The sequence below is a fragment of the Marinobacter denitrificans genome (genome assembly GCF_008795955.1).
In the GTDB taxonomy this organism is placed as follows: Bacteria; Pseudomonadota; Gammaproteobacteria; order Pseudomonadales; family Oleiphilaceae; genus Marinobacter; species Marinobacter denitrificans.
This window is the reverse complement of the sequence record NZ_VMHN01000001.1, coordinates 1,157,040-1,183,778: the sequence shown is the minus strand read 5'-3', so window position 1 is coordinate 1,183,778 and position 26,739 is coordinate 1,157,040. Positions and strand designations below refer to the sequence as shown.

The following is a 26,739-nucleotide window of genomic DNA, read 5'->3' as shown; positions in this document are numbered from 1 at the left end:
CGTAATGCTTTGAGGCAGGAAATGGTAACGACTGTGCATTAAAATCGGCAGCGCAGGAAACAGACTGCCGCGAAGGCAAAACACCTAATGGAACAGGAAACTCACAATGAATGGATTCACACGCTGTATTGCGCTAACTCTAATGGCGTCATTGATGCTGGCAACAGGTTGCTCCTCCACTCCCGACGACAGTGCTCCCAATCAAGCCAAAGATCCGGCATCCGGGGCCGTTGAGCTGCCCTTTACCGCCACGGGCAATGAACCCTTCTGGCGTGCCATTGTGGAACCGGGCCAGTTGGTGCTTGAGCGGATGGGCGAATCCCCGGTCGAACTGCGCTATGAAACCACCCGTCGCAGTGCCACTGGCCGCACGTTCCGTGCGGACGGAGAGGGTATCCGGATCACTCTGGTGACCGCCCGCCAGCTGTGCCGTGACTCGATGACCGGCATGCCCTATCCCAATCAGGTTCGCCTGGAGGTCAACGGTGAGCCGTCTCGTGGCTGTGGTGGCGATCCGGAGCGGTTGCTGCAGGGGGATGAATGGGTGGTGGAGGATATCGGTGGTGCCGGCCTCATCGATAGCTCACGGGTGACGATAGATTTCCTGTCAGCGAACCGGGTGGCGGGAAACGCCTCCTGCAACCAGTTCAAAGGTAACTGGAGTCTGACAGGTGAAGGCCTCGGGTTAACCCGTATGGCTTCTACCAGCAAGAACTGCACGCCCGCGTTGATGAATCAGGAAAGCCGGTTCCTGTCGCTGCTGGCCGATATCACCCGGTTTGATATCGGCCGCCATGGTGAACTGCTGCTTATATCGTCGGAGGGCCAGGTGATTACGGCATTTCCGTCCACAGAGTAAGCCCGTACTTATCGAGGATCTGCTGGGCTCGGCCATCATCGATTCGCTGACGGGTGCCCTCCGAAAGCAGTTGGGCCAGTTCTTGGGCGTCTTCCCGGGCGGGAGAGAAGGCCACGAAAGCTTCGGTCTTGCTAATGAGCCCCGCTTCGCGGGGCCGGTTTGCGGTCTTTCCGGCGCTTTTGGCCCACCAGGCCATGACATATTCATCTTCAGCGAAAATGTCCGTGCGATCCTGCTCCAGCAGGCTGATGGCACGATTCAATGGGGAGGGGCCGGAAATGACCCAGACCTTTTCCTGGTCAGCCAGGTGCCGCTCAATGTAGCGGTCCAGTTCCTCCGTATAGGAATACCCGTTGATCACCAGCAGTTGCTGGTCGTTCAGGGATTCAGTCCCACTGAAGTGCCAGGTGTTATCCGGGTGGGTGAACAGGGCAATGGACGAGTATCCCTGGGGGATCTCAGGGAAAACGAAATCGGGGGCATCGGTAACGAAAGCACCGACAACGGCGTCCAGTTGGCCCTCCCGGGTCATCTGCAGCGCCCTTGCCCAACTGAGGTTGATATACTCGACGGTGTACCCCGCCTCGTTGAGGATGTCACGGGCCAGGTCGACCATGTAGCCCTCATGATCACTTCCTGCTTCACAATTGTGGGGGCACCAGGGGTCGGCAGCGATGACAATCGTTTCCGGCTGCTCCTGATAGCGGGTAATACCTGCAGAAGAGGCTTTGCCGGCAGAGGTTTCGGGCGCGGTTTCAGCAACCGCCTCGGAAATGTCGTTGTCCTGAGGCGAGCAGCCCATGAACAGGACGAACATGAATGCCAGGACGACTGGTCGCCACATGATGGTTGTCCGGGGCACCGCGAAGCTGCGGCAACATTTCTATCATAGCCCCGCGGTCATCAACCTGTCATCTGCTTGAGGGGCCCCACCAGGCCAGGATCAGTAACGGCTTCTGGCATCGCCTTCAGTGGCTTCGGTAGGGACCAGTGCCTTGACCAGCTCTTTCATATCAAGAACACCCACCTGTTTACCTTTCCTGACCACACGGTAGGTGAGGTCGGTGTCGCCATCTGACCGGGCGATGACCGACTCCAGATTATCGCGATCGGAAATATCACCGGCACAGTCCGGCGGTGCTTCGGTGGTTTTCTTCATGACGGAGCGAACCCGCAGCACCCGGGCCCGGTTGATGTCGCTGATGAAATCGGTGATGTAAGGGTCATTGGGTGACATCAGGATTTCCTGGGGCTCCCCCTGCTGAACGATGTGACCGTCCTTGAGGATAACGAGATGGTCCGCCAGCTTCAGGGACTCGTCCAGATCGTGGGTAATGAAGACGACCGTTTTCTGCAACTCGTCCTGCAGTTCCAGCAGCAGGTCCTGCATATCGGAGCGAATCAATGGGTCCAGCGCCGAGAAAGCTTCGTCCATCAGCATAATCGGTGAGTTTGATGCCAGCGCCCGGGCAATTCCCACGCGCTGTTGCATGCCACCGGAAAGCTGGTGTGGGTACTGGTATTCGTTGCCTTCCAGCCCCACCCGGGCGAGCCATTTTTTTGCATCGGCTTCGAATTCCTCGACGGAAAACCCCCGGACCAGCAATGCCATACCGGCATTTTCCAGCACCGTCTTGTGGGGAAGAAGTGCAAACTTCTGGAATACCATCGACATCCGCTCGCGTCGAAGTTTCCTTAGCTGATCCTCGTTGAACTGTAGAACGTTTTCGCCATCCACCTCGACTTCTCCCGCGGTGGGCTCGATCAACCGATTGAGGTGGCGTATCAACGTGGATTTGCCAGAGCCGGAGAGCCCCATGATGACGGTAATCTCACCTTCGTGGATATCCACGTTGATGTCCTGGAGGCCCAGAACGTGGTTGTGCTTTTCCAGCAGCTCTGCCTTCCCCATGCCACCACGTACATGCTCCAGAGCGCCCACAGGATCCGGGCCGAAGATCTTGTACAGGTTCCGGATGGATATCTTGATATTCCGGTCCACAATTCGCTCCCTTACTGTTTTTGTGAGGCGTTTATGCGCGCCAGCGAAGCCTTGGTCACCCGGTCAAGGATGACCGCCAGAATTACGATACCGAGACCGGCTACCAGTCCCACACCAAGTTCCAGGTTGCGAATGCCCTGAAGCACCAGAACCCCCAGGCCGGGTGCCGATACCAGGGACGCGATAACAACCATGGCAAGGCTCATCATTATGGTCTGGTTCACGCCCGCCATGATGTTTGGCAGCGCCAGCGGAATCTGGACCTTGAACAGTTTTTGCCGGCTGGTCATGCCGAAGGCGTCAGCGGCTTCAATCACGTCCTTGTCCACCAGCCGTATGCCAAGATTGGTCAGGCGGATGACCGGTACAATGGCGTAGAGAATAATGGCGATGCCATAGAGTTTCGACTCGGTCACGCTGAACAGGAAGATCAGCGGGATGAGATAGACAAAGGGTGGCAGTGTCTGCAGCATGTCCAGCACCGGAATGGTCAGGCGTTGCATCACGTCACTGCGGGACATGGCTATGCCGATGGGCACACCGAACAGCACGCAGATAAAGGCGCAGACAAAGATGATCGACAGCGTTTCCATGGCGTATCGGTAGTAGTCGATAAAGGCCAGCAGGAACAGGCTCCCTGCGACAAAGCCGACCAGTTTCCAGGACTTGGTAACAAAGAAGACCACCGCGAGCAACAACGGTATAACGATCCACCAGGGGGTGTTCAGCATTCCATAGAGTGTGCCGTCCAGAGCCCAGCTCAGAGGTTGGGTCAAAGGATCCAGAACAACGCTCAGACTATCCTTGATGGACAGGAAGCCCTCTTCAAGACCCTTTGTCAGTTCGCGTGATTTCGGGAAGGCCGCGCAGGATTCGTTGAGCGCGTCCATGGAAGGAAAGGGGGTATCCCAGAGTGATTCGGGTTCGCTGCTGGTTCCCTGGGTTTTTTTCAGTAAGTCGGCCATCGACATGGGGCCATCGCTCTGACCTTCTGCGCACCAGTCTTCCAGTCCCAGTGATGAAAATAAGAAATCGTAGGTAGCCATGGGCGGTTGGTTCCCGTCGCAATCAGATGTTAAAGGCTCGTTTCGAGTTCTCCGTTATCGGAGTTGACAGGGCCGGGAGGGCCGGCCCTGTCAGGGCCGGCAGGGGATTATTCTCCCATTGCTGCAGCCAGGCGCTCCCTGGCTGAATCGTTCAGCCAGCTGGACCACTCGTCGCTGTTGTTGCTCAGGTAATACACCGCTGCTTCTTCGGCAGAAGCATTGTTGGAGTCCATCCAGGCCAGCAATTCGCTCATGGTGGACGTCTTGAATGTCATGTGGCTGAGCATTTCCGCCACGTCGGGCTCGCGATCCTTGAAGTCGGTCGTGATGGATGTGAGGATTGTCGCTGCAGGGAATTCAGACACACCCGGGTTATCTGCGTCCTGTGTCTGGTTGCGTGTGTGCACGTCGGGCTTGTACTCGCCCAGCTCAACGCGGGTCATGTCATACTTGCCAAGTGGCACGGTGGGCCCCCAGTAGTAGCCGAACCAGGGCTCTTCAGACTGAACCGCTGATGCCATCGACGAAGCCAGCGTTTCACCGGAGCCATGGTTGAACACCTTGATGCCGGAGCTTTCCAGGTCAAGTGCTCTGACCAGATTGTCGCTGACCACACGGCAGCCCCAGCCGCTTGGGCAGTTGTTGAAGCGGTTGCCCACCAGCTCCGGATTTTCCATGACCCCTTCGATGGTCGTCAGTTCTGGGTGCTTCTCGGCCAGATAGGTCGGAATCCACCAACCTTCAACACCACCCGGGTCCAGCACCTCGGCTACCCGCTCGATCTTGCCCTGTTCTTCCAGTTCAAGATAAGCCTCACCGGCGGAATTGAGCCACAGCTCGGTGACGATGTCGGGTTCACCGTTTTCCGCAACCGAAGTGACGGCCGGAACGGTGTCCGAGGGAACCACGGTCACATCGCAACCATAGCCCTGTTCCATGATGAATTTGGCAACACCGGTAACAACGGCATTGGACGCCCAGCCCATTTCAGTGATCGAGACTTCACCACAGTCGGCCTGGGCAAGTGCGGGAACAGACATCGCGCAAAGCAGCGCGACAGGCGTTAGCTTTCGCATGATTGGTTCTCCTTATTGGTTTTGAAAATACGCGGGAAAACATCCGCTTGAGTGGTCCGGATGACCTCTCGAGAAGTGAAAACGCTTTGTTGAAACTGCGTGATCAAAGGACAAGACAAATGCTATGACCTCGGTTACTACGTACTTTCAAGGGTAACGCCCTGAGCCTGAGTTACAAGCCATTAATGTAAAATGTCGCCGGAACATGCATATGTCATTTCTGGTTTCCCAGAGTTTTTGTCAACGAAATGAAGCAATTCAGCGGTAGTTTGAAGGGTTATCTGAAACCGGAGAGCCCCATGACTGAATTGCGCGAACTCACCTCCCATTCTGCCATTCCGGCCGAACAAGCCCGTCGTAGTAGCCGGCAGCGGCATCTGTTGCGAAGCTTTCTGCCGGAGATGGTTCGCCTGGAACGTATGCTGGCGGAGGCTCCGGAGGTGGTCTCCGTAGACACGCTGGCGCGGGTTGCCCTTAAAGAAATTGATTTACCGCTATATCGGGTTGATCTGGGCAGCGATGCACCGGATGCGCCGGTAGTCTTGCTGGTGGGGGGCGTGCATGGCCTTGAGCGCATAGGCAGTGAGGTAATCATGGCCTGGCTGCGCACCCTGCTCGCCCGGATTTCCTGGGACAGCCACCTTCAGGCGTTGATGAAGAAGGTTCGGGTTACGCTGCTACCGATACTTAATCCTGGCGGCATGTATCTCAACCAACGCAGCAATCCCAACGGCGTGGACCTGATGCGTAACGCGCCGATCACGGCCCAGGATCGCAGTGCGTTTTTGCTGGGCGGGCAGCGGTTCTCTCCGCGCCTGCCATGGTTCACGGGAGACCCTGAGCAGGGCATGGAAGCGGAGAACCAGGCACTGGAATCCGTGATATCGGGATTATTGCCCGGGCGCCCATTCAGTGTTGCCCTTGACTGCCATTCGGGGTTCGGTTGGCAGGACCAGATCTGGTTTCCCTATGCCTATCGTCGCCGACCGATGCGGCGGATTGCATCGGTGATGGCATTGAAACTGATCTGGGAGCAGGCCTGGCCGGAACACAACTATCGCTTCGAGCCCCAGTCCCGGCACTATCTTACCCATGGTGACCTGTGGGATTACTTCTATAAAAAGATAAACCGCAGCGGCAGTGGAGCGTTTATTCCCCTGACGCTCGAGTTGGGATCCTGGCGCTGGATCAAGAAACGCCCCAGGCAGTTGCTGCGACTGGACGGTTTTTTCAATCCGCTGGTTCCTCACCGGCACCGCAGGGTCCTGAGGAGTCACCTGACCTTCATCGATTTCCTGGTCAGCGCAGCCGCGAACCATGAAAACTGGTTGCCGCGGGAAGAGGACGAGTCCATGCTTAGGGAAGCCGCTATCGCCCACTGGTACAGGGACCATCACTGACAATGCACTGGATTCTGTTGCGTGGACTGACCCGGGAGCAGTCGCACTGGGGGGTGTTTCCACGACTGCTTGCAGATGCTTTTCCGGGACAACAATTCCATCCGGTGGACCTTCCTGGTACTGGCGTGCACTTCAACGACCCCTGCCCGGAGAGCATCGCTGCCATTCGTGAGAAAGTCCGCCACAGTGTTCAGCACATCCCTGGCCCCTACAGCCTGCTGGCGCTTTCCATGGGCGGAATGGTCGCCCTGGACTGGGCCCAGCATGCGCCCGAAGGAGAAATCCAGAATCTGGTAATGATCAACACCAGCTCCGGATTCAGTCCGGCTTGGCGAAGAATGAGACCGGGAGCCTGGCCCCGTATTGTTCGTTTGTTGTCCCGGCGGGAACTGTTTGATCGTGAAGCCGATATCCTGAGGCTGAGCTGCAACCGGCCAGTCAGCCTGGCTACCATCAAACACTGGTACAGTATCCAGCGCCAGCGCCCGGTCAGTTTCCGGAATGCCCTGGCACAAATGAAAGCCGCGGCCAGGTTCAAACCGCAACCCGAGCGGCCCCTGCCTGATGCATTGCTACTGGCCAGCAGGGGCGATCGCATCGTGCACTGGAAGTGCAGTGAAGCGTTCGAGCAGCGCTGGCAGTGGACCCTGAAGATGCATCCCTCTGCCGGCCATGACCTTCCGCTGGATGACCCGGAATGGATCATCCACCAGCTGGACAGCTGGTTGCCCGGATAATTACGGTTGCTTGACGCAACTGTTCTTCCGCGTCACTCTCCTATACGATTTATCACTGTTTACCTTTGCTGACGTATGGAGCCCGGAATAATGAAGATTCTTGAGACCAAAACCGCCCCGAACCCCCGCCGGGTACGCATGTTCATGTCTGAAAAAGGACTGCTGGAAAAGGCAGAGTTCGTTGAGGTGGACCTGTTAAAAGGTGAGAACCTGACACCGGAATACGCTGCCAGGAACCCGATGAAGAAAGTACCGGTGCTGGAGCTGGATGACGGCACCTGCATCTCCGAAACCATGGCCATCTGCCGTTATTTTGAGGAAAGTTATCCGGATACGCCGAGCCTGTTGGGCGATACGCCACTGGAAAAAGCGCTTGTAGAACAGTGGCTGCGCTGGATCGAGTTCTCCCTCTCCATGCCCACGGGCATGTGTTTCCAGCACACCACCGGTTATTTCAAGGACCGTATGAATCCCATCAAGGAATGGGGCGAGGAGTGCCGGACAATGGTGGAGAAGTTCCTGCATTTTCTCGATAAGCAATTGGACGGCAGGGAATACATCTGTTGCGACCGTTTCACGGCAGCGGACATCAATGCTTTTACATCGGTGGCTTTTGCCCGCGTGGTGGACATCCGCATCAAGCCGGAGCAGACCCATCTTCAGGCCTGGTACGATCGTATCAAGCAGCGTTCCTCTGCCCAGGCTTAATCACCTGCGCCGGGGGCTGCCTCACTGGCTGCGGCCATTTCTGCCCGGTTGCGGCCCTTATGTTTGGCCTGGTAAAGCGCTTCATCGGCCCGGCTGACAACGGCGTCCACGGCATCACCGGTCTGAAAACTGGCGACACCCAGGCTGATCGTCTGATGAATACGGTTGTCGCCGGCGGTAATGGGAGAATCTGCCATCGAAGCCCGGAGCTTTTCCGCCACCTCCAGAGCGCCATTGCTGTCGGTGTCCGGCAGCAATACCAGTAGTTCTTCTCCGCCCCAGCGGCAGAGTGCGTCCTGCCGTCGCAGTGCGCCCTCAAGCCGCCTTGCGGTCTCCTGAAGCACCAGATCGCCGGCATCGTGTCCATAGGTATCGTTGACCTTCTTGAACAGGTCGAGGTCACCGAGTATGAGGCTGAATGGTGTGCCGGCCCTTTGCGCATGTTGCAGCTCATGGTTAAGCAGTGGCCATATCGCCCGCCGGTTCAGAAGGCCGGTCAACTGGTCGGTTGCTGCCATTTCTCCGAGTGTCTGGCGGGCTTCGAATTCACTGGTGAGAACTCGCCGCAGCGCTTCCATCACGATCATGCCGATGACCATCATCATCAGGGGGTCAAAGAACAGTGGCAAGATGCCGGTGAAAGGAATGTCGAGATAAATGGCCGCACCGGCAAAGACTGCCAGAGGAAGCAGGAACAATAACATCCATTCCTTCGGCCCCCGCACCGCCAGCACAGAAACGCCAAAGAAACTGATGACCAGGCCGTTGCTGATCTGATAAAGCCCTGAGGTCCCGGTTTTCAGATATAGCAGCAGTAATGACAGAATCATTGCCATAACCGACAGCCCCATTACTCGCAAAAAATACCGGCTTGGCCACCGGAAACGACCGGAATAATGCCCGAGCAGGGTTACTATGGATACCAGAATAACGGGGGACCGAAACAGGAACTCGAGGCCCAGGAATTCCGAGCTGTGGATGTTACGCAGAGGATGGGAAAACTGGTAGATGACGACGGTAACCAGGAGTAGCCAGGCAGCCACCACGGCAACCTTGCCTTCCAGAGCTTGCAGGTGCTCATCATAGGCAGATTGCCATTTCTCGGGTATTGATGGCCCTGACAATTGCATAGTGGGACGACTCTTTCGCTGCTTGCGTTTTCGCTCTACGAATCTTTAAGGAAATGAGTGCATAAAGCAATGAAATTAAGGGTATACCTACATGGAGTAGGGCAAACACCTCTGTGGACACTCATCGGTGGTAGAGGGGGGCGCTCCTGACACGCTAGAATGCAGTCTACCATCCTTATTCTTCCGGCAACGTTCGCCTAAGGAACAGATAACTGGTCTATGACACAATCCCGGCAATTACAGTGTGCCCTGAAGGCCATCGACGAGGCCAATCAGGCAGACCCTAACCGTGAGCAGGTAGGTAATGACATGCTCCCTAAAGAGGTTGCCTACAGCCTGCATATGACGCGTTGGTTGCATGAGCTTGAACCCGAGCCCTCCGAGCGCATGCAGATCGCCTGCCGGGCTCAGCACATTGAACGCTGGACCATGCCCCGCGCCGACTTTCCGGAAGGGCGCAAGGCCTATTATGAATGGCGGCAGGCCTGCGGCCGCATGCATGGACGCCGGGCAGCGGAAATCATGGGGACGTGCGGTTACTCCAAAGCGGAGTGTGAGCGGGTCGAAACCATCCTCACCAAGCGGGAGTTGCGTAAGGATGAAGACACCCAGTTACTGGAAGACGTGGCCTGCATGGTGTTTCTGGAGCGCTACTTCGCGGATTTCTATGATCAGAATGCCGACTATGACCGGGAAAAATGGTTGCGCATTGTTCGCCGGACTTGGAACAAGATGTCTCCGCGGGGGCATGACGCGGCACTGAAGCTGGCTGAGGGTATGCCGGCGCATCTGCTGGATTTGCTGAACGAGGCGCTGGCTGAAGGTTCCTGACCTCGAACAGCAGTTCCTCGCTTCTCTTGCTATCCTGGTCATCGCTGTTTATGATAATCATTATCATTAACGTGTTGGCCGCTGTTCGTTGGCGGCGCTGCCGGACAGGATGTTGACATGCCCCCAGCCAACTCGCCGCAACCCAGTATTCTGGTTATCGAGGATGACCGTGCCCTCAATGGCCAGATTGCGCAACTGCTCGGAAGCCGAGGCTATCGCACTCATCAGTGCTTCGAAGGAGAGAGCGGGCTGTTGTCTGCAGTCAGCCAACGTTTCGATCTGATCCTGCTGGACGTGCTTCTACCCCAGCTGAGCGGCTTCGAAATACTCAATCGGCTACGCAAGACCCACCAGACACCGGTCATGCTGCTGACGGCCTGTGGCGCCGAGGAAGATCGGATCATGGGCTATAGCCGCGGGGCGGACGACTATGTACCCAAACCGTTCAGTTTCACGGAACTGATGCTTCGCATCGAGGCGCTTCTGCGACGCTGCCGGGGTAGCCACGACACCCGCTCCGACCCGGATACGATCGAACTTGGCAAGCTTCACCTGAACCGGGTATCCCGGGACGTATTCTATGACGAAACAGAACTCACACTGACCCAGATCCAGTTCCGCCTGCTGTGGGTCCTGGTGCTGCATCAGGGCGAGGCTCTGAGCAAACCCTATCTCTATCAGGTTGTACTGGAAAAAGAATTCAGCCGTTACGACCGGAGCCTGGATATGCACCTGAGCCGGGTCAGGCGCAAACTGGTAGACGCCGGAATGGCTGCGGATCGCCTGCAGACGGTTCACGGCAAGGGCTACTGTTTCCTGTGAACCATCGTTTGCTATGGAAACTCTGCGGCACCCTGGCATTGGGGACCCTGGTGCTGTTCTGGGTGATTTCTTTCGTGGGTTCGGAAACCGAGCGGAAGATGAGTTTTATTGACGAAGAATACCAGCAGACCCTGAAAGACTGGGGGCGGGCCGCCGAAACCCTTTATCGCAAAGGGGACGAGCAGGCCCTGGCACAATGGCTGGAAGACCTCCAGGCAAGGGAAAACACCTGGGCGGCTGTTGTCCGGTCCGATATCCGGCCGTTGGCCGGGAGTGAACTGACGGACCGGTTCCGCGAGGGCTTTCGTCTGGGACGTGATGAAGAGTGGAAAATTCACCTCTACTTCGTCGAGAACCCGATCATGGAAACCACCTTCGCCGACGGCAACACCCACTTCCTGATATTGTTGCCCGACCGCATGCGCCCGGGGACCTACCTGCCCCAGGTCAGGATTCTGCTCAAAGTTGCCCTGCCATTGGCTGTCCTGATCGTGCTGTGTCTGGTGATCTATCGCCACGTGATGACCCCGCTGCGCCAGCTTGAACTGGCTACCCGACAGTTCACGGACGGCAACCTCGGGGTGCGGGTCCGGGCCCTGCTGGGCAACCGCAACGACGAACTGGCCGCTCTGGCGGAAACGTTCGACCGCATGGCAGAGCGGACCGGCGATCTCATACTGAGCCAGCGACGGCTGATTGCGGATCTCTCCCACGAACTGAGAACCCCGCTTACCCGCATCGACATGGCCGTGAGCTGCCTTGAAGAAGGCATCGACACCCAGCACTTCCTGCCACGTATCCGCCGCGAGTGCGGGCTCATGCGGGGGCTGGTCGAAGACACACTGACCTTGGCCTGGCTGGAGAACGAAAAACCCAGTCTCGATCAGGAAGCCCTGGACCTCACTGACCTGCTTGACAGCATCCTCGATGATGCCCGCTACGAATATCCCGGCCACCAGCTTCAGGCCCGCCTCCCAGACCGTGCTGAACTCACTGGTAGCAGTCATCGCGCACTGGCCCAGGCCATTGAAAATGTCATCCGCAACGCCTGTAACCATACCCCGGCCGATGGCACCATACTCGTTAGTCTGGAAAAGGAAGACAGCGGCTATCGGCTGACCGTGAACGATGAGGGGCCGGGGGTCCCACCGGCACATCTGGAACTTATCTTTAAACCCTTCTTCCGTTCGCGCGGCATCAGCAATGACCAGCCTGCAGGCCATGGCCTGGGCCTGGCATTGGCAAGACGCCAGGTAGAGGCAGCCGGTGGCTGGATCAGAGCCGAGAACCGGGAAGGCGGTGGGTTGCGAATGGTGTTGTGGTTTCCCGTGCCCGGCTCATGAGCTCTGATTCGTAACAATTGTAAAAGTATTTCACATTGTTCATTTGCTAAATAAGAATGTGCGCCAAATAGGAATCATTTTCAGTTAACGGAGCGCACATGAATATCAAGACGTCAGACGTAGTTCGTCTTCCGGGCCACCGCCGTAACGCCCTCGCATTGGCGGTTGTCGCGATAACTGTCAGCCCCCCGACACTTGCTCAGGAAGAAACCCGGGCACTCGAGCCGATTGAAGTAAGCGCCGATCGTGAAGCGACGAGTGATCGTGTGGTAACCGACGAACGTCTTGAACGTTACCAGGCAGATGATCTGGAGGATGTTTTCGCCAGCCAGCCCGATGTGTCTGTTGGTGGCTCCGTTGGCATAGCCCAGAAGGTCTATGTGCGTGGATTTGAAGACCCGCTCCTGAACGTCACTGTTGATGGCGCAACGCAAGCCGGCGCGCTGTTCCACCACACCGGTCGCCTGGCCGTGGAGCCGGAACTGCTGAAGCAGGTAGAAGTGGATGCGGGTGCTGGCCGCGCCACCTCTGGTGCCGGTGCACTGGGCGGTGCTATCCGGTTTGTCACCAAAGACCCGGAAGACCTGCTGCGCCCCGGGGAACAGGTGGGTGCCCTGGTCAAACTGGGGTCGTTCTCCAATACCGATGGCTACAAGGCCAGCACCACGCTGTTCGGACGGCTAAACAACCGGTGGAGCACGATGGTGTCTGTCAGTCAGAGCGATCACGAGCGATTCGAGGATGGTGACAACAATGAAATCCCCGGTACCGACGCCAGACAGCAACTTGGTTTTGCCAAACTGGTCGGCCAACTGCCGGGCGATCAGACCCTCAAACTGAGCCACGAAGTTCGCACTGACGAGGGCGAGCGGCCCCAGCGTCCCCAGTGGATTGTCAGCGGTTTCAACTCCCTTTATGACCTGGATGGCCGGCGTGATACTACCACTCTGAACTATGGTATCGCACCGGAAGCTAATCCGTGGATGGATGTTGCCCTGACGGTCTACCACACCGAATCCGAGATTGAACAGAATGTGGAGGATCGCTGGGGGAGATACTTCGGTTTTACCCGCAGTATCGGCGGCGATCTGCGTAACACCAGTACGCTGGGCAGCCATGCACTGACCTACGGTGTGGATTATCGCGAAGACAAGGTCAACGCCGGCGACGCGGCCGATCGCAGGGCCGAAGAAGAAAACGGCGAGGTTACGGGTGTCTATCTGCAGGATGACTATCAGGTGACCGACCGCCTGCTGCTGAGTGCGGGTGTGCGATACGACGATTACCAACTGGACGACAACAACGGCGAGAACTTCAGTGAAGATGATGTCAGCCCCAACGCCAATGTCGCCTGGGAAGTGGTGAGCGGCCTGACCCTGAAGGCCGGCTATGCCGAAGCCTTCCGGGGTCCGAGCACCCACGACACCTTCAAGATTGATCGCGCCAGTAATGATCCGGACCTGAAAGGTGAGAAAGCGAAAAACACCGAAATCGGCTTTGACTATGTCTACCGCAATTTCACCCTGTCTGCCGAGGTCTACCGCTCTGAGATCAAGGACGCCATCGCCGACCCACTGTTCGGCCCGGCCATCTACGAGAACATCGGTGATCTGGAATCCGATGGCTACCTGATTGGTACCACCTACCACATTGGTGGCCTCCAGGCGGGACTCAGCTTCCATAGCAATGACGCCGAACTGGACGGTGATCCGCTGACTGTCTACGAACATAACCTGCTGGGTAACACCGTGGGTGATACCTGGGTAGCAGACCTTGCCTATCGCTGGGATCGTAACCTTGAATTTGGCTGGCAGGGTCGTTTCGTGCAGGGCGTCGACAGCGTGGAAACGTCTGTTGGCACCATCGACAAGCCCGGTTACGGCGTGCATGACCTGTTCATGCACTGGCTGCCCACCGGCGATGAGGACCTGCGCCTGACGGTCACGGTGAAGAACGTTGGTGACAAGCAATACCTTGATCACGCCAGCAACGCCGACTACCAGCACATTGCAGGCTATGAAGGCGTTGTGGGCATGCCGGAACCGGGGCGGGATGTTCGGATTGGTCTGGCCATGCGATTCTGATGCTGGCCATGTTATGCAAACGGTTCATCCTCGCCCTTCTGGGCGGCGCTCTGCTGTTTCAGGCTGCTGCCGCCCAGGCTGACAGCACTGTGACTGATCTGGCAGGGCGTACGGTGAGTATCCCCAAGGAAGTCAGCCACATTGTTCTTGGCGAGAGCCGATACATTCCGGCACTGGCCATTCTTGAGGGGGATCGGGTGGCGGACCGGCTGGCAGGAATGCTGCCGGATTTCGAAAAAACCGACCCGGCTGGTTACGCCCAGTACCTCAGGCGCTTCCCCGGCCTCGCCGATGTGCCCCGTGTGGGCCATGCCTCCGCCGATAGCTTCAGCCTGGAGAGCGTGCTGGCCATGGGGGCGGACCTGGCAATATTCAGTGTGGAAGGCCATGGCCCCGGTGCCCGTAATCGTGAACTGATTGAGAGGCTGGAAAGCGCCGGTGTCGCAGTAATCTTCATCGATTTCCGTCAGGAGCCATTGCGCAACACACCCAGGAGCATAGCGGTGCTTGGGGAAGCCCTGGGCCGGCAAGCCGAAGCGGAGGCATTCAACGAGTTTTACCGCAACGAGCTGGCCCGGGTAACGGAAGCCGTGGCGGAGATACCCCGTAGCGAATGGCCATCGGTGTTCCTGCACAGCCGGGTGGGACTGCACGATAGCTGTTGTGAAACCATGGTGCACGGCATGATGGGCTTGTTCATCGAGGCCGCGGGCGGCCGTAACATTGCGGCCGGGCGTATTCCTGGCGTCAGCGGTGTATTCAATCTGGAATACCTGCTTACAGCCCAGCCGGACCGTTACATTGCCACCGCCATTGGTTCGCCCGGTCTGGAGGTGCCCGCCGAAGAGCAACCCTATGTGGTTCTGGGTGCGGGCGTGACCGAAGCCGCTGCCCGTCAATCCCTGAAACGGGTGAGTACCCGCCCCGGTCTCTCGGCTCTGGACGCCATACGTGATCAGCGGGCCTTTGCCATCTGGCACCATTTCTACAACACGCCGCTGAACGTGGTGGCGGTGCAGGCGCTGGCCCGCTGGCTCCATCCCGACAGGCTTGGCCACCTGCGCCCCGAGCAAACTCTGGAAGCATTTTACGAACGTTTCCAGCCGGTGAGCCTGGAGGGCACTTATTGGGTCAATCTCAGGGAGGCGGTAAATGAATGACACCCCTGGGACGGCTGCCGGAACGTTTGCTGGCTCGCCTGCTGTTCAGGGCGGGTTGGCAGGCCAGTACCGTAAATTTGTCATGCGGCGGGTACTGTGCCTGGTCACCCTTGCGCTGGCGGCCGTTACCGCGGTAGTGGTGGATGTGGCGTCAGGTCCGTCCTCGCTCGGCCTGCTGGATGTTGTGCGGGGACTGTTGAACCCTGCGGCGCTTGACGCTGGTACCCGGGTGATTATCCAGGATATCCGCATACCCTATGCGCTGATGGCAGTGGTTGTGGGTGCCTGTCTCGGGCTGGCCGGGGCCGAGATGCAGACGGTGCTGAACAATCCACTGGCCAGCCCCTACACCCTTGGTGTCGGAGCCGCTGCGACTCTGGGTGCGTCGTTGGTGATTGTTTTCAACCTGTCTCTGTTCGGCCTGGCCTCGCATATTCTGTTGCCCCTGTCGGCCTTCGTATTCGCCGCTGCCGCTTCACTGCTGATCCTGTTGTTGTCCCGCACGCTGGGTGCGTCGGTGCACGCGGTAGTGCTGTTTGGCATCGCGCTTTTGTTCGGGATCAACGCTGTAGTTGGGCTGATCCAGTTCGTTGCCGATGCCGAATCCGTCCAGCAGATTGTGTTCTGGACCATGGGTAGCCTGGCCCGTGCTTCCATGGACAAGGTGGTTATCGTCGCCCTGGTGCTCGCGGTGTGTCTGCCCTTTTCATTGCGCAACGCCTGGGCGATGACTCTTCTGCGCAGTGGTGAAGAGCAGGCACGCAGCCTTGGCGTGCCGGTGGAACGTATGCGTCTGGTGGTGCTGATGCGGGTCAGCCTGTTGACGGCAGCGGCCATGGCGTTTGTCGGGGAGATTGGTTTTATTGGGCTGGTCGCGCCTCATATAGCGCGGCTGATGCTGGGTGAGGATCATCGCTTCCTGCTACCAGGCAGCGCCCTGGCCGGCGCCTTGCTGCTCTCCCTGTCGTCTATTGCCAGCAAACTGATAGTGCCCGGCGTGGTGTTGCCGGTGGGCATTGTTACTGCCCTGGTGGGCATACCATTGTTCATTGCCCTGATACTTGGCCGCAGTGGTCGGGGGGCGGCGCTGTGAGCCTGAAACTGGAGCAACTGACCGCCGGGTACCGGCGTCGACCGGTGTTTCGTGACCTCACCCTGCCAGCTATCGAGCCTGGCTCCCTGGTGGCGGTGGTGGGGCCCAACGCCGTGGGCAAGTCCACTCTGCTGAAGTCACTGGCCGGGCTGTTACCGGTGCAGGGGCGTATCGAGCTGGACGGTCAGGACCTGACAGCACTGGCACCAGCGATGCGGGTACACCGCATAGGCTACCTTCCGCAACCGTTACCCCAGGCCATCCCTTTGGTGGCTTATGAGACTGTCCTCAGTGCCTTCCGTTCCGCCCGCGGTGGCTGGAGCAGGGAGCAAACGGAGCAGGCCATAGAGCGGGTATTCGATACGCTTGGCATTCGCTCGCTGGCCCTGAGGCGGTTGTCGGAAATGTCCGGCGGGCAAAGACAGATGGTGGGGCTGGCCCAGGTCCTGGTACGCCAGCCGCAGCTGATGTTGCTGGACGAACCCACCAGTGCGCTGGACCTGCACTGGCAACTGAACGTGCTGAACGCGGTGAAAGCCGCCACCAGTGGTACCGACGCTATCGCCATGGTGGCCAGCCACGACCTGAACCTAGCGCTACGCTACTGCGACCAGGTACTGGTGCTGGCGCCCGGTGGCCGGGCGGTGATGGGAGAGCCCGAAGAAGTGCTGACTCCTGAGCTGCTGGCGCGCACTTACCATATTGATGCCCGGATCGAACGCTGTTCCCGGGGGCATCCCATTGTTCTTGCCGACCGGCCTGTTATGCCGGTCCCGACACAGGAGATAACTTGATGCCAGCCAAGCACGCCGTGGTGAATACCGATGATGCAGCCCGCTACCTGAAGCGGCTGTGCAAGCATTTCAGTCACAAGATCGAGGCCACGTGGAGCGATTCACAGGGCCGGCTGGAATTTGATATCGGCCGGTGCCGTCTCCAGGCCGCTACCACAGGCCTGGAACTGCACTGCGAAGCGCCGGACCAGCAACAACTGGATCAACTGGGCGAGGTGGTTGCCTCGCACCTGATCCGCTTTGCCGGGGGTGAGGTTGACGCGGTTCACTGGCAAACCGTGACCTCGCCCGACGCCTGACGATAATCGGCGGCCAGCGCCCGCAGTTGCCGGGCGTCGTGCCGCAGTACCTGTTTGCAGTCTTCGCCGAACCATTCCAGGGAGGCATCAACGTGACCCCGGTACTGCAGGTATTCCAGGCAGGGGCGATAATCGCAGGCTCCTTCAAACAGCGGTACCATGGCCTGGCGGCTGCCCGCCGGAGAATAGACATTGACGGGGGCAAACTCCGCCAGTAAATCCCGGGAACGTACATTCTTGAAGTGAAAATGGCGTACCCAGGGTTCAAGATCCAGCAGTCCTTGCAGGGGTTCGGCCCGGGACTCCCAGATATGGACCACATCAAAGTTGAGGCCCAGGGCCGGGTGATCAACCTGTTCCAGAAGCTGGCGGGTTGAGGCCACCGTATCGGCCAGGGTTCCCGGATGGGTTTCCACCACAAGGTCAAGGCCGTATTCGCCAACACACTGACACAACTCCCGTAGCCGGCGGGTGAGCTCCGTTCGCTCCGCGGTGCTGACATCTTCGCTGCCACGTTTTCCTGCGAAGGTGCGCAGACGTGGCGCCCCCCAGCGTTGCGCCAGCATGCAGAGCTGGCGGGTCCTGGCCAGGGCGCTGGTTTCGCAGCCGTCCAGGGGCAGGTAATCGCTGATCATGGGAATCCGCAGCCCATGGGATTGAATCCACTGTTGATTGTAATCAGCCCGGCTCGCGAGATGTCTGGCATGGACGCCCCAGAGTTCAATGCCGGCAAAGCCTTCCGCCCCGGCCCAAGTGGCCAGTTCCGGTAGCGAGACAAGGTGGTGGCGGAATGAGATGGTGCACAGGTGCAGGTGAATCATGTGGGCGTCTCCGGGAGGGGTTGGTGTCTTGTCGGACCTGTTGCAGCGAGGTGTAATCTGCGCTGCTGCCACCATTCCTCGAACAGTGATGTCAGCGCCTGCTTGATGCCGAACTCCCGGTCGTCCTGCTCGTCCAGCAGGCGCTCAATGCCGGCCATCAGCGACCGGTCACCGCTCATAACCAGTTTCATGGCGCGGAACTGAATGCGGGTGTAGGTTTTCACCAGTGTTTCGATGTCATCGCACCAACTCTCGAAAAACAGGTTGGTCTCGTCGACCTGTTCACCGCGCTGCTCGAGAAACCAGGCGAAGGCATGTTCGTAGGCATACTTGCGAATGGCCATCACAGGTATTTCGCGGAATGCCAGGGACAGGTGTTCCAGGGGCAACGGGGCCCGGTCGCCCAGGTGCGCCCGCAAAATGTCGCGAAGAGCATCGGTAAACGGGTTGTGATCCGGTTTCATACACTGGGCGAAGTAGGCGGCCACCGTTTCATCAGCGCTATGGCGGATATCCACGTCGTCGAAGTAGAAGCCGCCAGCCGCGGCAGGGGAGCGGATCGAATCCAGAATCAACGCTCTCGGCAGAATGCCTTCCCAGCGGAAATCCGGGTCGGACATGTACCATTCCTCCGGGTTATCCGTGGTTTCAAGCATGACGTAGTGGGGGAACGGATTCTGCTGAAACTTGTTCTCCCGTTCGGGCAGGCGGTACATGTCCAGCATCACCATGATATGCCGCCCCGGGGGGCGGGTGTAGAGCAGCTCATTCAGAGTGTCGATGTTGTGCTCCTTGGGGGCCGTGGCATCGAACCACTCGTGGATCTGGATCCCGTAAAGCTGGCGGTACCAATTACGGAAATCCTCATGGCGAGTATGGGGCGAGTGGTAGGACAGCACCTTGTCGGCACTGACTGAAAAGTCGGCGTCCCAGACCCCGAAGTAAAAGGGGCGGTGATCCACGCCCGGGGTGCGTTTGATAATCTCGCACACGCAACTGACGAAGCAGTGAACCTTGATCATGCGGGTACCTCGTGGTGGCCCTCGGCCAGCAACCGTGCCAGGTCACGGACCGTCTCAAGGTTTTCCCCGATGAAGGCGTCTTCCGAAATCCTCAGCCCGTTTTCCAGTTCCAGGGAGACCAGCAACTCCATCAACATGATTGAATCCAACCCGAGGTCGGCATTGAGCCTTGCATGAGTGCTGAAGTTCTCCAGTCGCGCAGCCGGAAGATGTCTGTGTAGCGCCATGCGGATGGTTTCACTGATCGGCGCGAGCGCCTGGCGCCCATCGGTGTCAGGGGATTTGCTCATGCCGGGGTCTCCTTGCGGTGCTTTTGGGTAGTCTGGCTGTAACGTTCACTCAGGTGCCGGCGGCTTATCTTGCCGTTTGCCGGCCGGGGTATCTCTTCCACCTGCTCCATGGCTGCAGGCACCTGGTGGGGCGACAGCCGCTCACGGCACCAGCGGCGCAGGGCTTCGGTGTCAATCTCCTGGGCCGCCACAAAGGTGAGAAACACCCGTTCCCCGGCGTAAGCATCGGGTTGCTTCCAGGCCACTGCCTCGCGGATGTCCGGATATTGCAGGACCACGTTTTCAACATCGGCGGGATAGACGTTGATGCCGGCGACATTGATGGTGTCGTCCATGCGCGCAATAAAATGCAGGCAACCATGGTCATCCAGGTACCCAAGATCCCGGGTACGGATCATGCGTTCTCCGGACCTGACACAAATCTCGGCGGGCTTTTCCCCGCGCTCACCGGCTACAACATCCAGGTGTTCAAGGGGCGTTCCCACCATGCCGGCCTCGGTCACGTTACTGGCGATTGCAATACAGCCGGTCTCGGAGCAGCCGTACTGTTGGAAAACTCCGCCGGAACGGGCTTTTAACTGCTCCAGTAAGGTCGAGGGAAGTGATGCCCCGGAAACCATTACGCGGTGGAGCGTTTGCTCTTCCGGCAACATTCTCAGCAGCAGGCTGAGCAGGGTGGGAGAAGCGTAGAGCAGAGATCGGGGATGGCTGCGGAGCTGGTCAAGAATGAACCGGGGGTTGAGGTTGGTGACGATCCGGGGCACAGCACCGCGCTCCAGACCCGCAAGAAATCCGCAAATGAGGCCGTAGGAGTGGGTGACCGGGCAGGCGATAACCGGTGTCAGTCCGTTCGCCGCGGAAAAAGTCCGGATATAGGTTGCAAGCTCCCGGTCGATCTCCCGCCAGGACCGGCTGATGGTTTTTGGCGTACCCGTTGTGCCTGAACTCAGCTGGATCAATTCGCCTCCCGCTGCCATCTTGGGTGGGGCGTCACCTTCGGGCCTGGGGAGAGCCTCTGGCTGGCCGGGGTCGCCGTACAGGAAGTGGGTGCACCCGGTGCGCAAGGCCAGTTCCCTGGCCGCGGATTCTGGCGTGCCAGGGTGAATGGGAAGAACGCTGCCCCCTTTTTCACGCCATGCCAGGCACAGGGCAAGCCATAGAAATGTGTCCTGGAAACACACGGCGATACGGGTTTTTTCCGGTATGGCCAGCTCAGGCAGGGAGAGAAACCGGTCCGCCGCACGCTGGCAGTCATCGCGGCTGTAATGGGTGTCGTTGATTACGAACAGGGTGTCGGTGGTGTTGTTGGTTGGCAACATGGTCATGCTCTAACAGACTGGGTGGGTGACAGGGGGACAGCAGCGGCCTTGCCGCACGTCCCGGCCAGCGGGTTGGCGATGCGGTGGTGGCATTCCGGCGCTGCGGGCCCGCGCAATTTACGGGTCATCAGTGATTCAGTCAGGATGGACGGCGCTGTCGCGCCAAGTTGGTCCACGCGAGCTTCCAGTTCCGGATGGTCGCGGCGGTAGTTGGCCAGCACCGTGCGAACTTGCTTCCAGAAATTCGCTTCGCAAAGGCCGAAGTAATCTTCACAGAAGCCGGCAAGCTCGCTGAGGTTGTAGACAAACAGGGTATCCATCGCCAGTTCCCGCAGGGCCTCTGGAGTGGCCATGCGGTAATAGCGATTGTCGGCAGCATTCTGGTACATGGTGTTGCGGGGACCGAAATCCGGCTGGCCAGTGGAAGGTGCCAGGTAGCTTTCGACGTATTCGACGCTGTCATGGAAATCCCGCAGGGCGATGCCCACTGGCCAGCCGTCGCAATGAATCAGTACCGTATTCTGGGCATGTGCCTCCACACCGATGCCATGGGCCACAAGCAGGTGCCAGACGGGCAGGATGACCACTTCCAGCAACCTGGCCAGCCAGGACTGGGGTTCGTAGCGCTCAAACCAGGGCGCTATCAGCGGGCTGCCGTCGCCTTCAATAGCGGTCAGCGCATTGAGCGGCAACGCCTGCTCGCCATGGCGCAGGTGCCCGTTAATACTCTCCCGCCACAGGCATCCCAGGTGGCCGGCGAGGCTCTGGTGCCCGGAAAACAGCGTGCTGGCGTATTCAGCCATCAACTCGAGCCGGTAATTCCCGGCGAACCGGCCGTCGCTGGTGACCGTATCCGCAAGCCATCGGGATATCGCCGGAGCAGAGGGCACGGAGTGGGGCTCGAGAGTGCGTATGGACGAGGTGTTCCCCACCGCCAGCGGCAGTTTCAGTGTGGCCTTGCCGGGGCGGGAGACATTGAACAGCGAGCGCAGTGACTGGCCAGGCTGATAGCGGTCGCCGAGCGGCCCCAGATCGCGGACCTGTCGGTTGGCCAGCGCGGGTTCGAGTTCGGATTTGCGCAGGTGTTGCCACTGCCAGGGGTGGACAGGTATGGCAGTAAACCGGCTCCAGTCGGCACCTGTCCGGTTGAATGCGGCTCGCAACAGGAAGGCCTGTTCATGCCCCAGTTCCTCAAACCAGAAGGCCTGCTCCTCCACCGGAATAGCCAGGTCTGTGCAATTTCGCTCAACGGCCAGCCAGTGCAGGCGGAACCGGTTCCCGCATTCCGGACCGTAGCATTGATGGTCAGACAGGCTGAAGCCGGTACGTGCCTTATAGCAGGGATGGTACGGGTGGCCCTCATCAAGGGCGGCATCCAGGGTTTCAAATTCCATACCGCGACGTTCGCGTCTACTGGGGAGATGGTCGCGGTTCCAGCAGCAGAAGCGAACGGTTTGTTGCAGCTCACTGAGCAATGCGGCTCGCACATCCGGAGCTGCAGGGAGCTGGGCTGTCAGCTGGCTGAACGTGGGTGTCTGGCGACGTTTGCCATCGTCGGCAATCAGGGTGTTGGTATCGAGCCTTATGCGGCCAAATCCCCGCACTTTCCCCCGGCACTGGCAGTGGAGTCTGCCGATGCGAAAGAACAGGGTTTGCCACTTGCCCGATTGCGCTTTATCGCTCCGCCAGGGGACCAGACGCTCGAATAAGAGGGCTTCCAGCAGCTGTCGGGTGACCCGGTCCGCCGGTTGTTCAGGGTGCGGACTGGCCAGTGGCACAGTCTTACGCAACCGCATGGTGCCGAACCTTTTCCGGTCTTGCCGGGCTCTCGGTCAGGGGATTGCTGATACTGGTGTAAACCGCCATCTCCAAATCGGCGTTGAGTTCGTCCACATCATGAACCCGGGTCAGCAGGTTGCCCTTGTAGGGCAGGCGTCTGTCCCTCAGCACCATCTGGATCAGCGGCACAGCCGGCCCATTCATGGATGGCAATAACAGGCCCAATCTGTGCCTTAGCTGGTCGAGCAGGGTTTGCTCCGCAACCAGTTCGTCTTGTCCGAAACGGGCAATCATGGAAAACAACTGGTTGACGACCAGGTAGTAGCAGAAACGGTCACGGATCATGGCATCCCGGTAAAAGAGCTCCGGTGTGGAGGAGACCCCGGGTTCCAGATCCGTCAGGTAGCCCCGCTTGCTCTCGGACAGATAATAGCCCTGATTGTCGCGATAGAAGTACCGGCGCGGGTACCCGCCAGACAGGTCCAGAAGACTGTTCTGCTGATGGGCTTCAAGGGCAATGCCATGGTCGTCATAGAGTCTGAGGGCGGGCTCAATGGCACAGGCAAGGTACTGCCGGAACCAGTCACGGCTGACGGCAGCGAGGCTGCGTCCCTCGTTCAGGGCCAGCCCTTCAATGACAGCGCGTAGCCTGGAAGGCTGTCCGCAGACCGGGTCCTGGGTGATGGCCGCAATCGAGAATATGCCGCTGGCCCGTCCTCGGTAGAAAGGGTTGTCCCGTATGATGACTTCGAAGCCACTTTCTTCCTTGCCCGGCAGCTTTACGGTCAGCCACGCCGGGTCATTGATAATGCAGAACTGCGGATAGCTGTCGTTGAATCCGGTTTTCTCCGTCAGCCCGGCCATAACCATGCCGGCCCGCAGTTCCCGGTACTTGTTGGTGCGAAGAGAGTTGGTAATCTTCACCGGTATCGAAAACTTGAACATCCAGTCGCACTGGTCGCTGTAGACCGTGCGGACCGACGAGGTGGCGGTGAAAGCGGGGCCAAGGGCGCCAAGTGGCTGAATCAGACCCTCTGCAATCGCGGACCTGACCGAAGACTGTGTCATAAGCCACTGGGCCTGTAACGGGTGAGTCGGTATGAGCACCCGTTCTGGCGCCGGATTAACGGGGCCCCGGCATTGTGAGAGCGCGGCGGTGACCATGTCCTCGGCACTGAGGGCGGCACCGGATCCCTGCTCAACCAGCGAGCGGTGTACCGAGAAATACTCCAACCGGAAGCTGCCGGCCAACTCTGGAGCGTAAGCACTGTGTTGCCACTGAGGAAAGCCCTGTCGGCTCTTCGGGGTGGGGTGGCCGCTGTGTCCGAAAAGCAGTGACTGCTCGGTATCGATGAACAGGTCGGAACCCAGCCGGGCGTCGCCGCGACGGGCGGCTATGTAATTCGCCGTCACCTGATAGCTCTCGGTCAACCGGCAGAGCAGTTCAAGCTCCCTGGATTTACGCAGCTCCGGCACCATGCCACCGGTCAGGCCGTAGAGTTCCCTGATCAACATATAGACTGCCTGTATGGGCTCAATGTCTGACCAGCTGTGCCGGCCGGCATGCCAGACCCGTACCTTTCCGAAACGATGGCGCCCGGCCTGTGAGCGGTAAGGTATATCAACGGCAAGGCGGGCCCGCTGCAGGTCGAGACGGAGCATGCACACCTCGGGGCCCTGGTAACCGCCGGATGGGTCGGTACTCCAGTTATCGAGGGCTATCCACTGCCCGGGGTCCACTTCGCGGAGGTAGCAGTAGAGGAAGGCATGAAAAGTTGCCTGCTCAGCTATGGCGCGTGCTGACGGTCCCATAGGTTCTTCCTGTCTGGTTATTTACAGACAAGCTAGATGAGAATGAGGCGCATTAACACGAAATTTACAAATTTTACATTTGGCGGGAGTCGTCTGGCAGCTTAGCTGGCGGGAATCAGGCGGTGTGGTCGGTAACGGAGAAAAAGTGTGATCGCCAGCGCAAACGTCAGCCATTCCGCAATGGGCAGGGCCAGTAGCATCGGCAGGTCAGGGGCAAACCGGGCCAGCAGAACCAGCAGCGCTGCAGGCAGGACCAGGCTGCGGGAGAGCGCAACGGCTGCGGAGGGGAGGGGTTGGTGCATAGCCGTGAGGTAGACGGACAGCAAAACATTGAGACCATTGATCAGAAACAGCGGCCAGAGCACCGACAGGAATTCGATGGCCAGCGCGCGCTGTGCTGCGGCGGAATCGTCCAGAAACAGGCCAATCAGTTCCGTCCCGCTCAGCCACAGGGTCCCCAGCAGGGTAATGCTGAGCCCGATAATCACCGTACTGCCACAGATCATGAAATCCCGCACCCGGCGGGCGTTGCCGGCGCCCAGGTTGTGGCTGATGAGCACATGCATGGCATCGGAGATACCGTAGAACATCATGAGGCTCAGGAAAATCAGGTAATTGATGACAGTGAAGGCGGCCACGCCGGCGACCCCGTGGCTGGCCATCATCAGCCAGTTGATCAGCAAGAGCACCAGGCCCACGGACACCTCGTTGATCCATTCCGACACACCGTTGGCGGCCGCCTGTCGCACTTCCCCCCAGTTGGACTGACGAATACGGAACTGCAGTCGCCTTGAGGGGCTGCGCCAGTAGCGAAACAGCACCAGCAACTGAAAGATCTGGGCGATGCCGGTAGCGAAGGCGGCACCGGTAAGACCGTAATCCAGCACGCCTACCAGAAGGGCATCAAGGGCGATATTGGCAAAGGCCCCCGTCATCAGGGCAGTGGTGGCAAGCGCCGGCTTGCCATCCACGCGCACGAAGTAATACAGAACCATGGAAGCCAGCTGAATCACCATTACCCAGATGATCACCAGGAAATACTCCGACATCAGGGGGAACAGTTCCGGTGAGGCGCCCAGTGCCCGGTAAACCGTCTCATGGAAGACGAGGCATAACAGCGTCGCGACCAGGCTGATAGCCAGGGTGGTAACAAGGCATTTGCTGAAAATGGCGGAGGCAGCGCCGGTGTTGCCCTCTCCGAGGTAGCGTCCGGCACGAACGGTGCCACCGATAGCCAGCATTAATGCCAGGCCGAACAGCAGGGTAAAGTAGGGAATCAGTAGATTAAGGGCGGCAAGGGCGTCGGCGCCTGCGAACTGCCCAATGAAGATGCCATCAACAATATTGGCGGTGGTCAGCGCAAGTAAACCCGCCACCGAGGGCAGCGCGTAACGGAAGAACACCGGCCAGCGTGGGCCGGTGAGGATCGGGTCTGTGTTGGTATCTTCGTCCATGAGAGCGTGCTACTCAGTAAAACAGGTCCCGCAGTTTATCGCCGGGGTCCGGCGCGCGCATGAAAGATTCGCCCACCAGAAAACCGTAAATACCGCGATCGGTCATGGCGGTGACATCGTCGCGGGTCATGATGCCACTTTCAGTGATGGTCAGGCGATCTGTGGAAATGCGCTCGTGCAGGTCAAACGTGGTGTCGAGCGACACGTCAAAAGTGTGCAGATTGCGGTTGTTGATGCCCACCAATGGCGTTGACAGAGTCAGGGCATCGTCCATCTCCTCGCCATCGTGCACCTCAACGAGCACATCCAGCCCGATTTCGTGGGCGATGCCTTCCAGTTCCTGCAGCTGGTCTCTGGTCAGGCAGGCGGCGATCAGCAGTATGCAATCCGCGCCAATAGCCCGGCTCTCGTAGACCTGATACGGCGCTACCATGAAGTCCTTGCGGATTACCGGCAGGTTGCAGGCAGCGCGGGCGGCTTTGAGGAAGTCCTCATGGCCCTGGAAGAAGTCTTTGTCGGTGAGTACTGACAGGCAGGCAGCTCCACCTTTTTCGTAGCTTTCGGCAATGGCTTCGGGCACAAACGGATCGCGGAGGATGCCCTTGCTGGGGGAGGCTTTTTTGATCTCGGCAATCACAGCGGGAGTCCGTGCCTTAATTCGTGCACCCAGGGCATCAGCGAAGCCACGCGCAGGCGGTTGGTCACCCGACATGGCTTTCAGGTCTGCAATGGAAACCTTGCGCTTGCGCCCATCAATTTCCTCCCATTTTCGATCGACGATTTTCCGCAGAATGGTAGGAGTCTTGTCCAAATGTCTGTCAGTCATATCAGGCCCGTAAAAAGTATGCGAGAGCCGGT

25 protein-coding genes are annotated in these 26,739 nt (G+C 58.8%); 12 read left to right on the top strand and 13 right to left on the bottom strand.

Features of this window, described 5'->3' with window-relative positions; translation table 11 throughout:
• The first annotated feature begins 106 nt into the window (after positions 1–106).
• The gene (locus tag FO268_RS05515) at positions 107–859 is read left to right on the top strand and encodes an META domain-containing protein (RefSeq protein ID WP_150990544.1); all 753 of its coding nucleotides are present in this window, start codon (positions 107–109) and stop codon (positions 857–859) included.
• On the opposite strand, the gene FO268_RS05510 is transcribed toward FO268_RS05515, so the two are convergent.
• The 4 genes from FO268_RS05510 to FO268_RS05495 form a co-directional block, all read right to left on the bottom strand.
• The gene (locus FO268_RS05510; RefSeq protein WP_150990542.1) at positions 834–1,703 is read right to left on the bottom strand and encodes a substrate-binding periplasmic protein; all 870 of its coding nucleotides are present in this window, start codon (positions 1,701–1,703) and stop codon (positions 834–836) included. The two genes, FO268_RS05515 and FO268_RS05510, sit on opposite strands and share 26 nt — an antisense overlap.
• 99 nt (positions 1,704–1,802) lie before the next feature.
• Positions 1,803–2,861: a quaternary amine ABC transporter ATP-binding protein gene (locus FO268_RS05505; RefSeq protein ID WP_150990540.1), complete on the bottom strand. Its 1,059-nt coding sequence runs from the start codon at positions 2,859–2,861 to the stop codon at positions 1,803–1,805.
• A gap of 11 nt (positions 2,862–2,872) precedes the next feature.
• Positions 2,873–3,907: an ABC transporter permease gene (locus tag FO268_RS05500; protein ID WP_150990538.1), complete on the bottom strand. Its 1,035-nt coding sequence runs from the start codon at positions 3,905–3,907 to the stop codon at positions 2,873–2,875.
• A 107-nt stretch (positions 3,908–4,014) separates the two neighbouring features.
• On the bottom strand, positions 4,015–4,983 hold the full coding sequence (locus tag FO268_RS05495; RefSeq protein WP_150990536.1) for an ABC transporter substrate-binding protein: 969 nt from the start codon (positions 4,981–4,983) through the stop codon (positions 4,015–4,017).
• Between the two features lie 299 nt (positions 4,984–5,282).
• Between FO268_RS05495 and FO268_RS05490 the strand changes: the two genes are divergently transcribed.
• The 3 genes from FO268_RS05490 to FO268_RS05480 all read left to right on the top strand — a co-directional run bounded on the left by FO268_RS05490 (position 5,283) and on the right by FO268_RS05480 (position 7,828).
• Complete coding sequence (locus FO268_RS05490) at positions 5,283–6,383, top strand: M14 family zinc carboxypeptidase (RefSeq protein WP_150990534.1); 1,101 nt, start codon at positions 5,283–5,285, stop codon at positions 6,381–6,383.
• A 2-nt stretch (positions 6,384–6,385) separates the two neighbouring features.
• Positions 6,386–7,120, top strand: a complete 735-nt coding sequence (locus FO268_RS05485; protein WP_150990532.1) for an alpha/beta fold hydrolase — start codon at positions 6,386–6,388, stop codon at positions 7,118–7,120.
• 90 nt (positions 7,121–7,210) lie between these two features.
• Positions 7,211–7,828 carry a glutathione S-transferase family protein gene (locus tag FO268_RS05480; RefSeq protein WP_150990530.1) on the top strand — a complete coding sequence of 206 codons (618 nt, stop codon included), beginning with the start codon at positions 7,211–7,213 and terminating at the stop codon, positions 7,826–7,828.
• Here the strand turns inward: FO268_RS05480 and FO268_RS05475 are convergent.
• The gene (locus FO268_RS05475; RefSeq protein WP_150990528.1) at positions 7,825–8,958 is read right to left on the bottom strand and encodes a GGDEF domain-containing protein; all 1,134 of its coding nucleotides are present in this window, start codon (positions 8,956–8,958) and stop codon (positions 7,825–7,827) included. The two genes, FO268_RS05480 and FO268_RS05475, sit on opposite strands and share 4 nt — an antisense overlap.
• A gap of 219 nt (positions 8,959–9,177) precedes the next feature.
• Between FO268_RS05475 and FO268_RS05470 the strand changes: the two genes are divergently transcribed.
• The 8 genes from FO268_RS05470 (at position 9,178) to FO268_RS05435 (ending at position 17,384) form a co-directional block, all read left to right on the top strand.
• Entirely contained in the window at positions 9,178–9,789 is a 612-nt protein-coding gene (locus FO268_RS05470) for a DUF4202 domain-containing protein (protein WP_150990527.1), read from the top strand.
• A gap of 117 nt (positions 9,790–9,906) precedes the next feature.
• Positions 9,907–10,611 (top strand): response regulator transcription factor, encoded by a 705-nt coding sequence (locus tag FO268_RS05465; protein ID WP_150990525.1) that lies wholly within the window; start codon positions 9,907–9,909, stop codon positions 10,609–10,611.
• Positions 10,608–11,954 (top strand): sensor histidine kinase, encoded by a 1,347-nt coding sequence (locus FO268_RS05460; protein ID WP_150990523.1) that lies wholly within the window; start codon positions 10,608–10,610, stop codon positions 11,952–11,954. Before FO268_RS05465 ends, FO268_RS05460 begins: the two co-directional genes overlap by 4 nt.
• A 98-nt stretch (positions 11,955–12,052) precedes the next feature.
• Complete coding sequence (locus FO268_RS05455; protein ID WP_150990521.1) at positions 12,053–14,038, top strand: TonB-dependent receptor domain-containing protein; 1,986 nt, start codon at positions 12,053–12,055, stop codon at positions 14,036–14,038.
• Positions 14,038–15,198, top strand: a complete 1,161-nt coding sequence (locus FO268_RS05450) for an ABC transporter substrate-binding protein (protein ID WP_225316504.1) — start codon at positions 14,038–14,040, stop codon at positions 15,196–15,198. The genes FO268_RS05455 and FO268_RS05450 overlap by 1 nt, the downstream gene beginning before the upstream one ends.
• A gap of 82 nt (positions 15,199–15,280) precedes the next feature.
• Positions 15,281–16,291, top strand: coding sequence for a FecCD family ABC transporter permease (locus tag FO268_RS05445; RefSeq protein WP_227716323.1), 1,011 nt, complete (start codon positions 15,281–15,283; stop codon positions 16,289–16,291).
• Positions 16,288–17,085 carry an ABC transporter ATP-binding protein gene (locus FO268_RS05440; RefSeq protein WP_150990517.1) on the top strand — a complete coding sequence of 266 codons (798 nt, stop codon included), beginning with the start codon at positions 16,288–16,290 and terminating at the stop codon, positions 17,083–17,085. Before FO268_RS05445 ends, FO268_RS05440 begins: the two co-directional genes overlap by 4 nt.
• Positions 17,085–17,384, top strand: a complete 300-nt coding sequence (locus FO268_RS05435; protein ID WP_150990515.1) for a DUF2218 domain-containing protein — start codon at positions 17,085–17,087, stop codon at positions 17,382–17,384. Before FO268_RS05440 ends, FO268_RS05435 begins: the two co-directional genes overlap by 1 nt.
• Here FO268_RS05435 and FO268_RS05430 read toward each other — a convergent pair.
• The 8 genes from FO268_RS05430 to trpC form a co-directional block, all read right to left on the bottom strand.
• Positions 17,351–18,205, bottom strand: coding sequence for a sugar phosphate isomerase/epimerase family protein (locus tag FO268_RS05430; protein ID WP_150990513.1), 855 nt, complete (start codon positions 18,203–18,205; stop codon positions 17,351–17,353). The genes FO268_RS05435 and FO268_RS05430 overlap by 34 nt on opposite strands.
• Positions 18,202–19,227 carry a DUF6005 family protein gene (locus FO268_RS05425; RefSeq protein WP_202336539.1) on the bottom strand — a complete coding sequence of 342 codons (1,026 nt, stop codon included), beginning with the start codon at positions 19,225–19,227 and terminating at the stop codon, positions 18,202–18,204. The genes FO268_RS05430 and FO268_RS05425 overlap by 4 nt, the downstream gene beginning before the upstream one ends.
• Positions 19,224–19,517 (bottom strand): acyl carrier protein, encoded by a 294-nt coding sequence (locus FO268_RS05420; protein WP_225316503.1) that lies wholly within the window; start codon positions 19,515–19,517, stop codon positions 19,224–19,226. The genes FO268_RS05425 and FO268_RS05420 overlap by 4 nt, the downstream gene beginning before the upstream one ends.
• Entirely contained in the window at positions 19,514–20,836 is a 1,323-nt protein-coding gene (locus FO268_RS05415; RefSeq protein ID WP_150990511.1) for an AMP-binding protein, read from the bottom strand. The genes FO268_RS05420 and FO268_RS05415 overlap by 4 nt, the downstream gene beginning before the upstream one ends.
• Before the next feature lie 2 nt (positions 20,837–20,838).
• A complete protein-coding gene (locus FO268_RS05410) occupies positions 20,839–22,632 on the bottom strand; it encodes an IucA/IucC family protein (RefSeq protein WP_150990509.1) in 1,794 nt (597 codons plus the stop codon).
• Positions 22,619–24,427 carry an IucA/IucC family protein gene (locus FO268_RS05405; protein WP_150990507.1) on the bottom strand — a complete coding sequence of 603 codons (1,809 nt, stop codon included), beginning with the start codon at positions 24,425–24,427 and terminating at the stop codon, positions 22,619–22,621. The genes FO268_RS05410 and FO268_RS05405 overlap by 14 nt, the downstream gene beginning before the upstream one ends.
• A 101-nt stretch (positions 24,428–24,528) precedes the next feature.
• Positions 24,529–25,881 carry an MATE family efflux transporter gene (locus FO268_RS05400; protein ID WP_150990505.1) on the bottom strand — a complete coding sequence of 451 codons (1,353 nt, stop codon included), beginning with the start codon at positions 25,879–25,881 and terminating at the stop codon, positions 24,529–24,531.
• Between the two features lie 13 nt (positions 25,882–25,894).
• Entirely contained in the window at positions 25,895–26,707 is an 813-nt protein-coding gene (trpC, locus tag FO268_RS05395) for an indole-3-glycerol phosphate synthase TrpC (RefSeq protein WP_150990503.1), read from the bottom strand.
• Between the last annotated feature and the right edge of the window lie 32 nt (positions 26,708–26,739).

What these genes read in the sequence shown, in the direction of transcription:
- FO268_RS05515 (WP_150990544.1), top strand. Translation starts at nt 107, where the DNA reads ATGAATGGATTCACACGCTGTATTGCGCTAACTCTAATGGCGTCATTG.
- FO268_RS05510 (WP_150990542.1), bottom strand. Translation starts at nt 1,703, where the DNA reads ATGTGGCGACCAGTCGTCCTGGCATTCATGTTCGTCCTGTTCATGGGC.
- FO268_RS05500 (WP_150990538.1), bottom strand. Translation starts at nt 3,907, where the DNA reads ATGGCTACCTACGATTTCTTATTTTCATCACTGGGACTGGAAGACTGG.
- FO268_RS05495 (WP_150990536.1), bottom strand. Translation starts at nt 4,983, where the DNA reads ATGCGAAAGCTAACGCCTGTCGCGCTGCTTTGCGCGATGTCTGTTCCC.
- FO268_RS05490 (WP_150990534.1), top strand. Translation starts at nt 5,283, where the DNA reads ATGACTGAATTGCGCGAACTCACCTCCCATTCTGCCATTCCGGCCGAA.
- FO268_RS05485 (WP_150990532.1), top strand. Translation starts at nt 6,386, where the DNA reads ATGCACTGGATTCTGTTGCGTGGACTGACCCGGGAGCAGTCGCACTGG.
- FO268_RS05480 (WP_150990530.1), top strand. Translation starts at nt 7,211, where the DNA reads ATGAAGATTCTTGAGACCAAAACCGCCCCGAACCCCCGCCGGGTACGC.
- FO268_RS05475 (WP_150990528.1), bottom strand. Translation starts at nt 8,958, where the DNA reads ATGCAATTGTCAGGGCCATCAATACCCGAGAAATGGCAATCTGCCTAT.
- FO268_RS05470 (WP_150990527.1), top strand. Translation starts at nt 9,178, where the DNA reads ATGACACAATCCCGGCAATTACAGTGTGCCCTGAAGGCCATCGACGAG.
- FO268_RS05465 (WP_150990525.1), top strand. Translation starts at nt 9,907, where the DNA reads ATGCCCCCAGCCAACTCGCCGCAACCCAGTATTCTGGTTATCGAGGAT.
- FO268_RS05455 (WP_150990521.1), top strand. Translation starts at nt 12,053, where the DNA reads ATGAATATCAAGACGTCAGACGTAGTTCGTCTTCCGGGCCACCGCCGT.
- FO268_RS05450 (WP_225316504.1), top strand. Translation starts at nt 14,038, where the DNA reads ATGCTGGCCATGTTATGCAAACGGTTCATCCTCGCCCTTCTGGGCGGC.
- FO268_RS05445 (WP_227716323.1), top strand. Translation starts at nt 15,281, where the DNA reads ATGCGGCGGGTACTGTGCCTGGTCACCCTTGCGCTGGCGGCCGTTACC.
- FO268_RS05435 (WP_150990515.1), top strand. Translation starts at nt 17,085, where the DNA reads ATGCCAGCCAAGCACGCCGTGGTGAATACCGATGATGCAGCCCGCTAC.
- FO268_RS05430 (WP_150990513.1), bottom strand. Translation starts at nt 18,205, where the DNA reads ATGATTCACCTGCACCTGTGCACCATCTCATTCCGCCACCACCTTGTC.
- FO268_RS05425 (WP_202336539.1), bottom strand. Translation starts at nt 19,227, where the DNA reads ATGATCAAGGTTCACTGCTTCGTCAGTTGCGTGTGCGAGATTATCAAA.
- FO268_RS05420 (WP_225316503.1), bottom strand. Translation starts at nt 19,517, where the DNA reads ATGAGCAAATCCCCTGACACCGATGGGCGCCAGGCGCTCGCGCCGATC.
- FO268_RS05415 (WP_150990511.1), bottom strand. Translation starts at nt 20,836, where the DNA reads ATGTTGCCAACCAACAACACCACCGACACCCTGTTCGTAATCAACGAC.
- FO268_RS05410 (WP_150990509.1), bottom strand. Translation starts at nt 22,632, where the DNA reads ATGCGGTTGCGTAAGACTGTGCCACTGGCCAGTCCGCACCCTGAACAA.
- FO268_RS05405 (WP_150990507.1), bottom strand. Translation starts at nt 24,427, where the DNA reads ATGGGACCGTCAGCACGCGCCATAGCTGAGCAGGCAACTTTTCATGCC.
- FO268_RS05400 (WP_150990505.1), bottom strand. Translation starts at nt 25,881, where the DNA reads ATGGACGAAGATACCAACACAGACCCGATCCTCACCGGCCCACGCTGG.
- trpC (WP_150990503.1), bottom strand. Translation starts at nt 26,707, where the DNA reads ATGACTGACAGACATTTGGACAAGACTCCTACCATTCTGCGGAAAATC.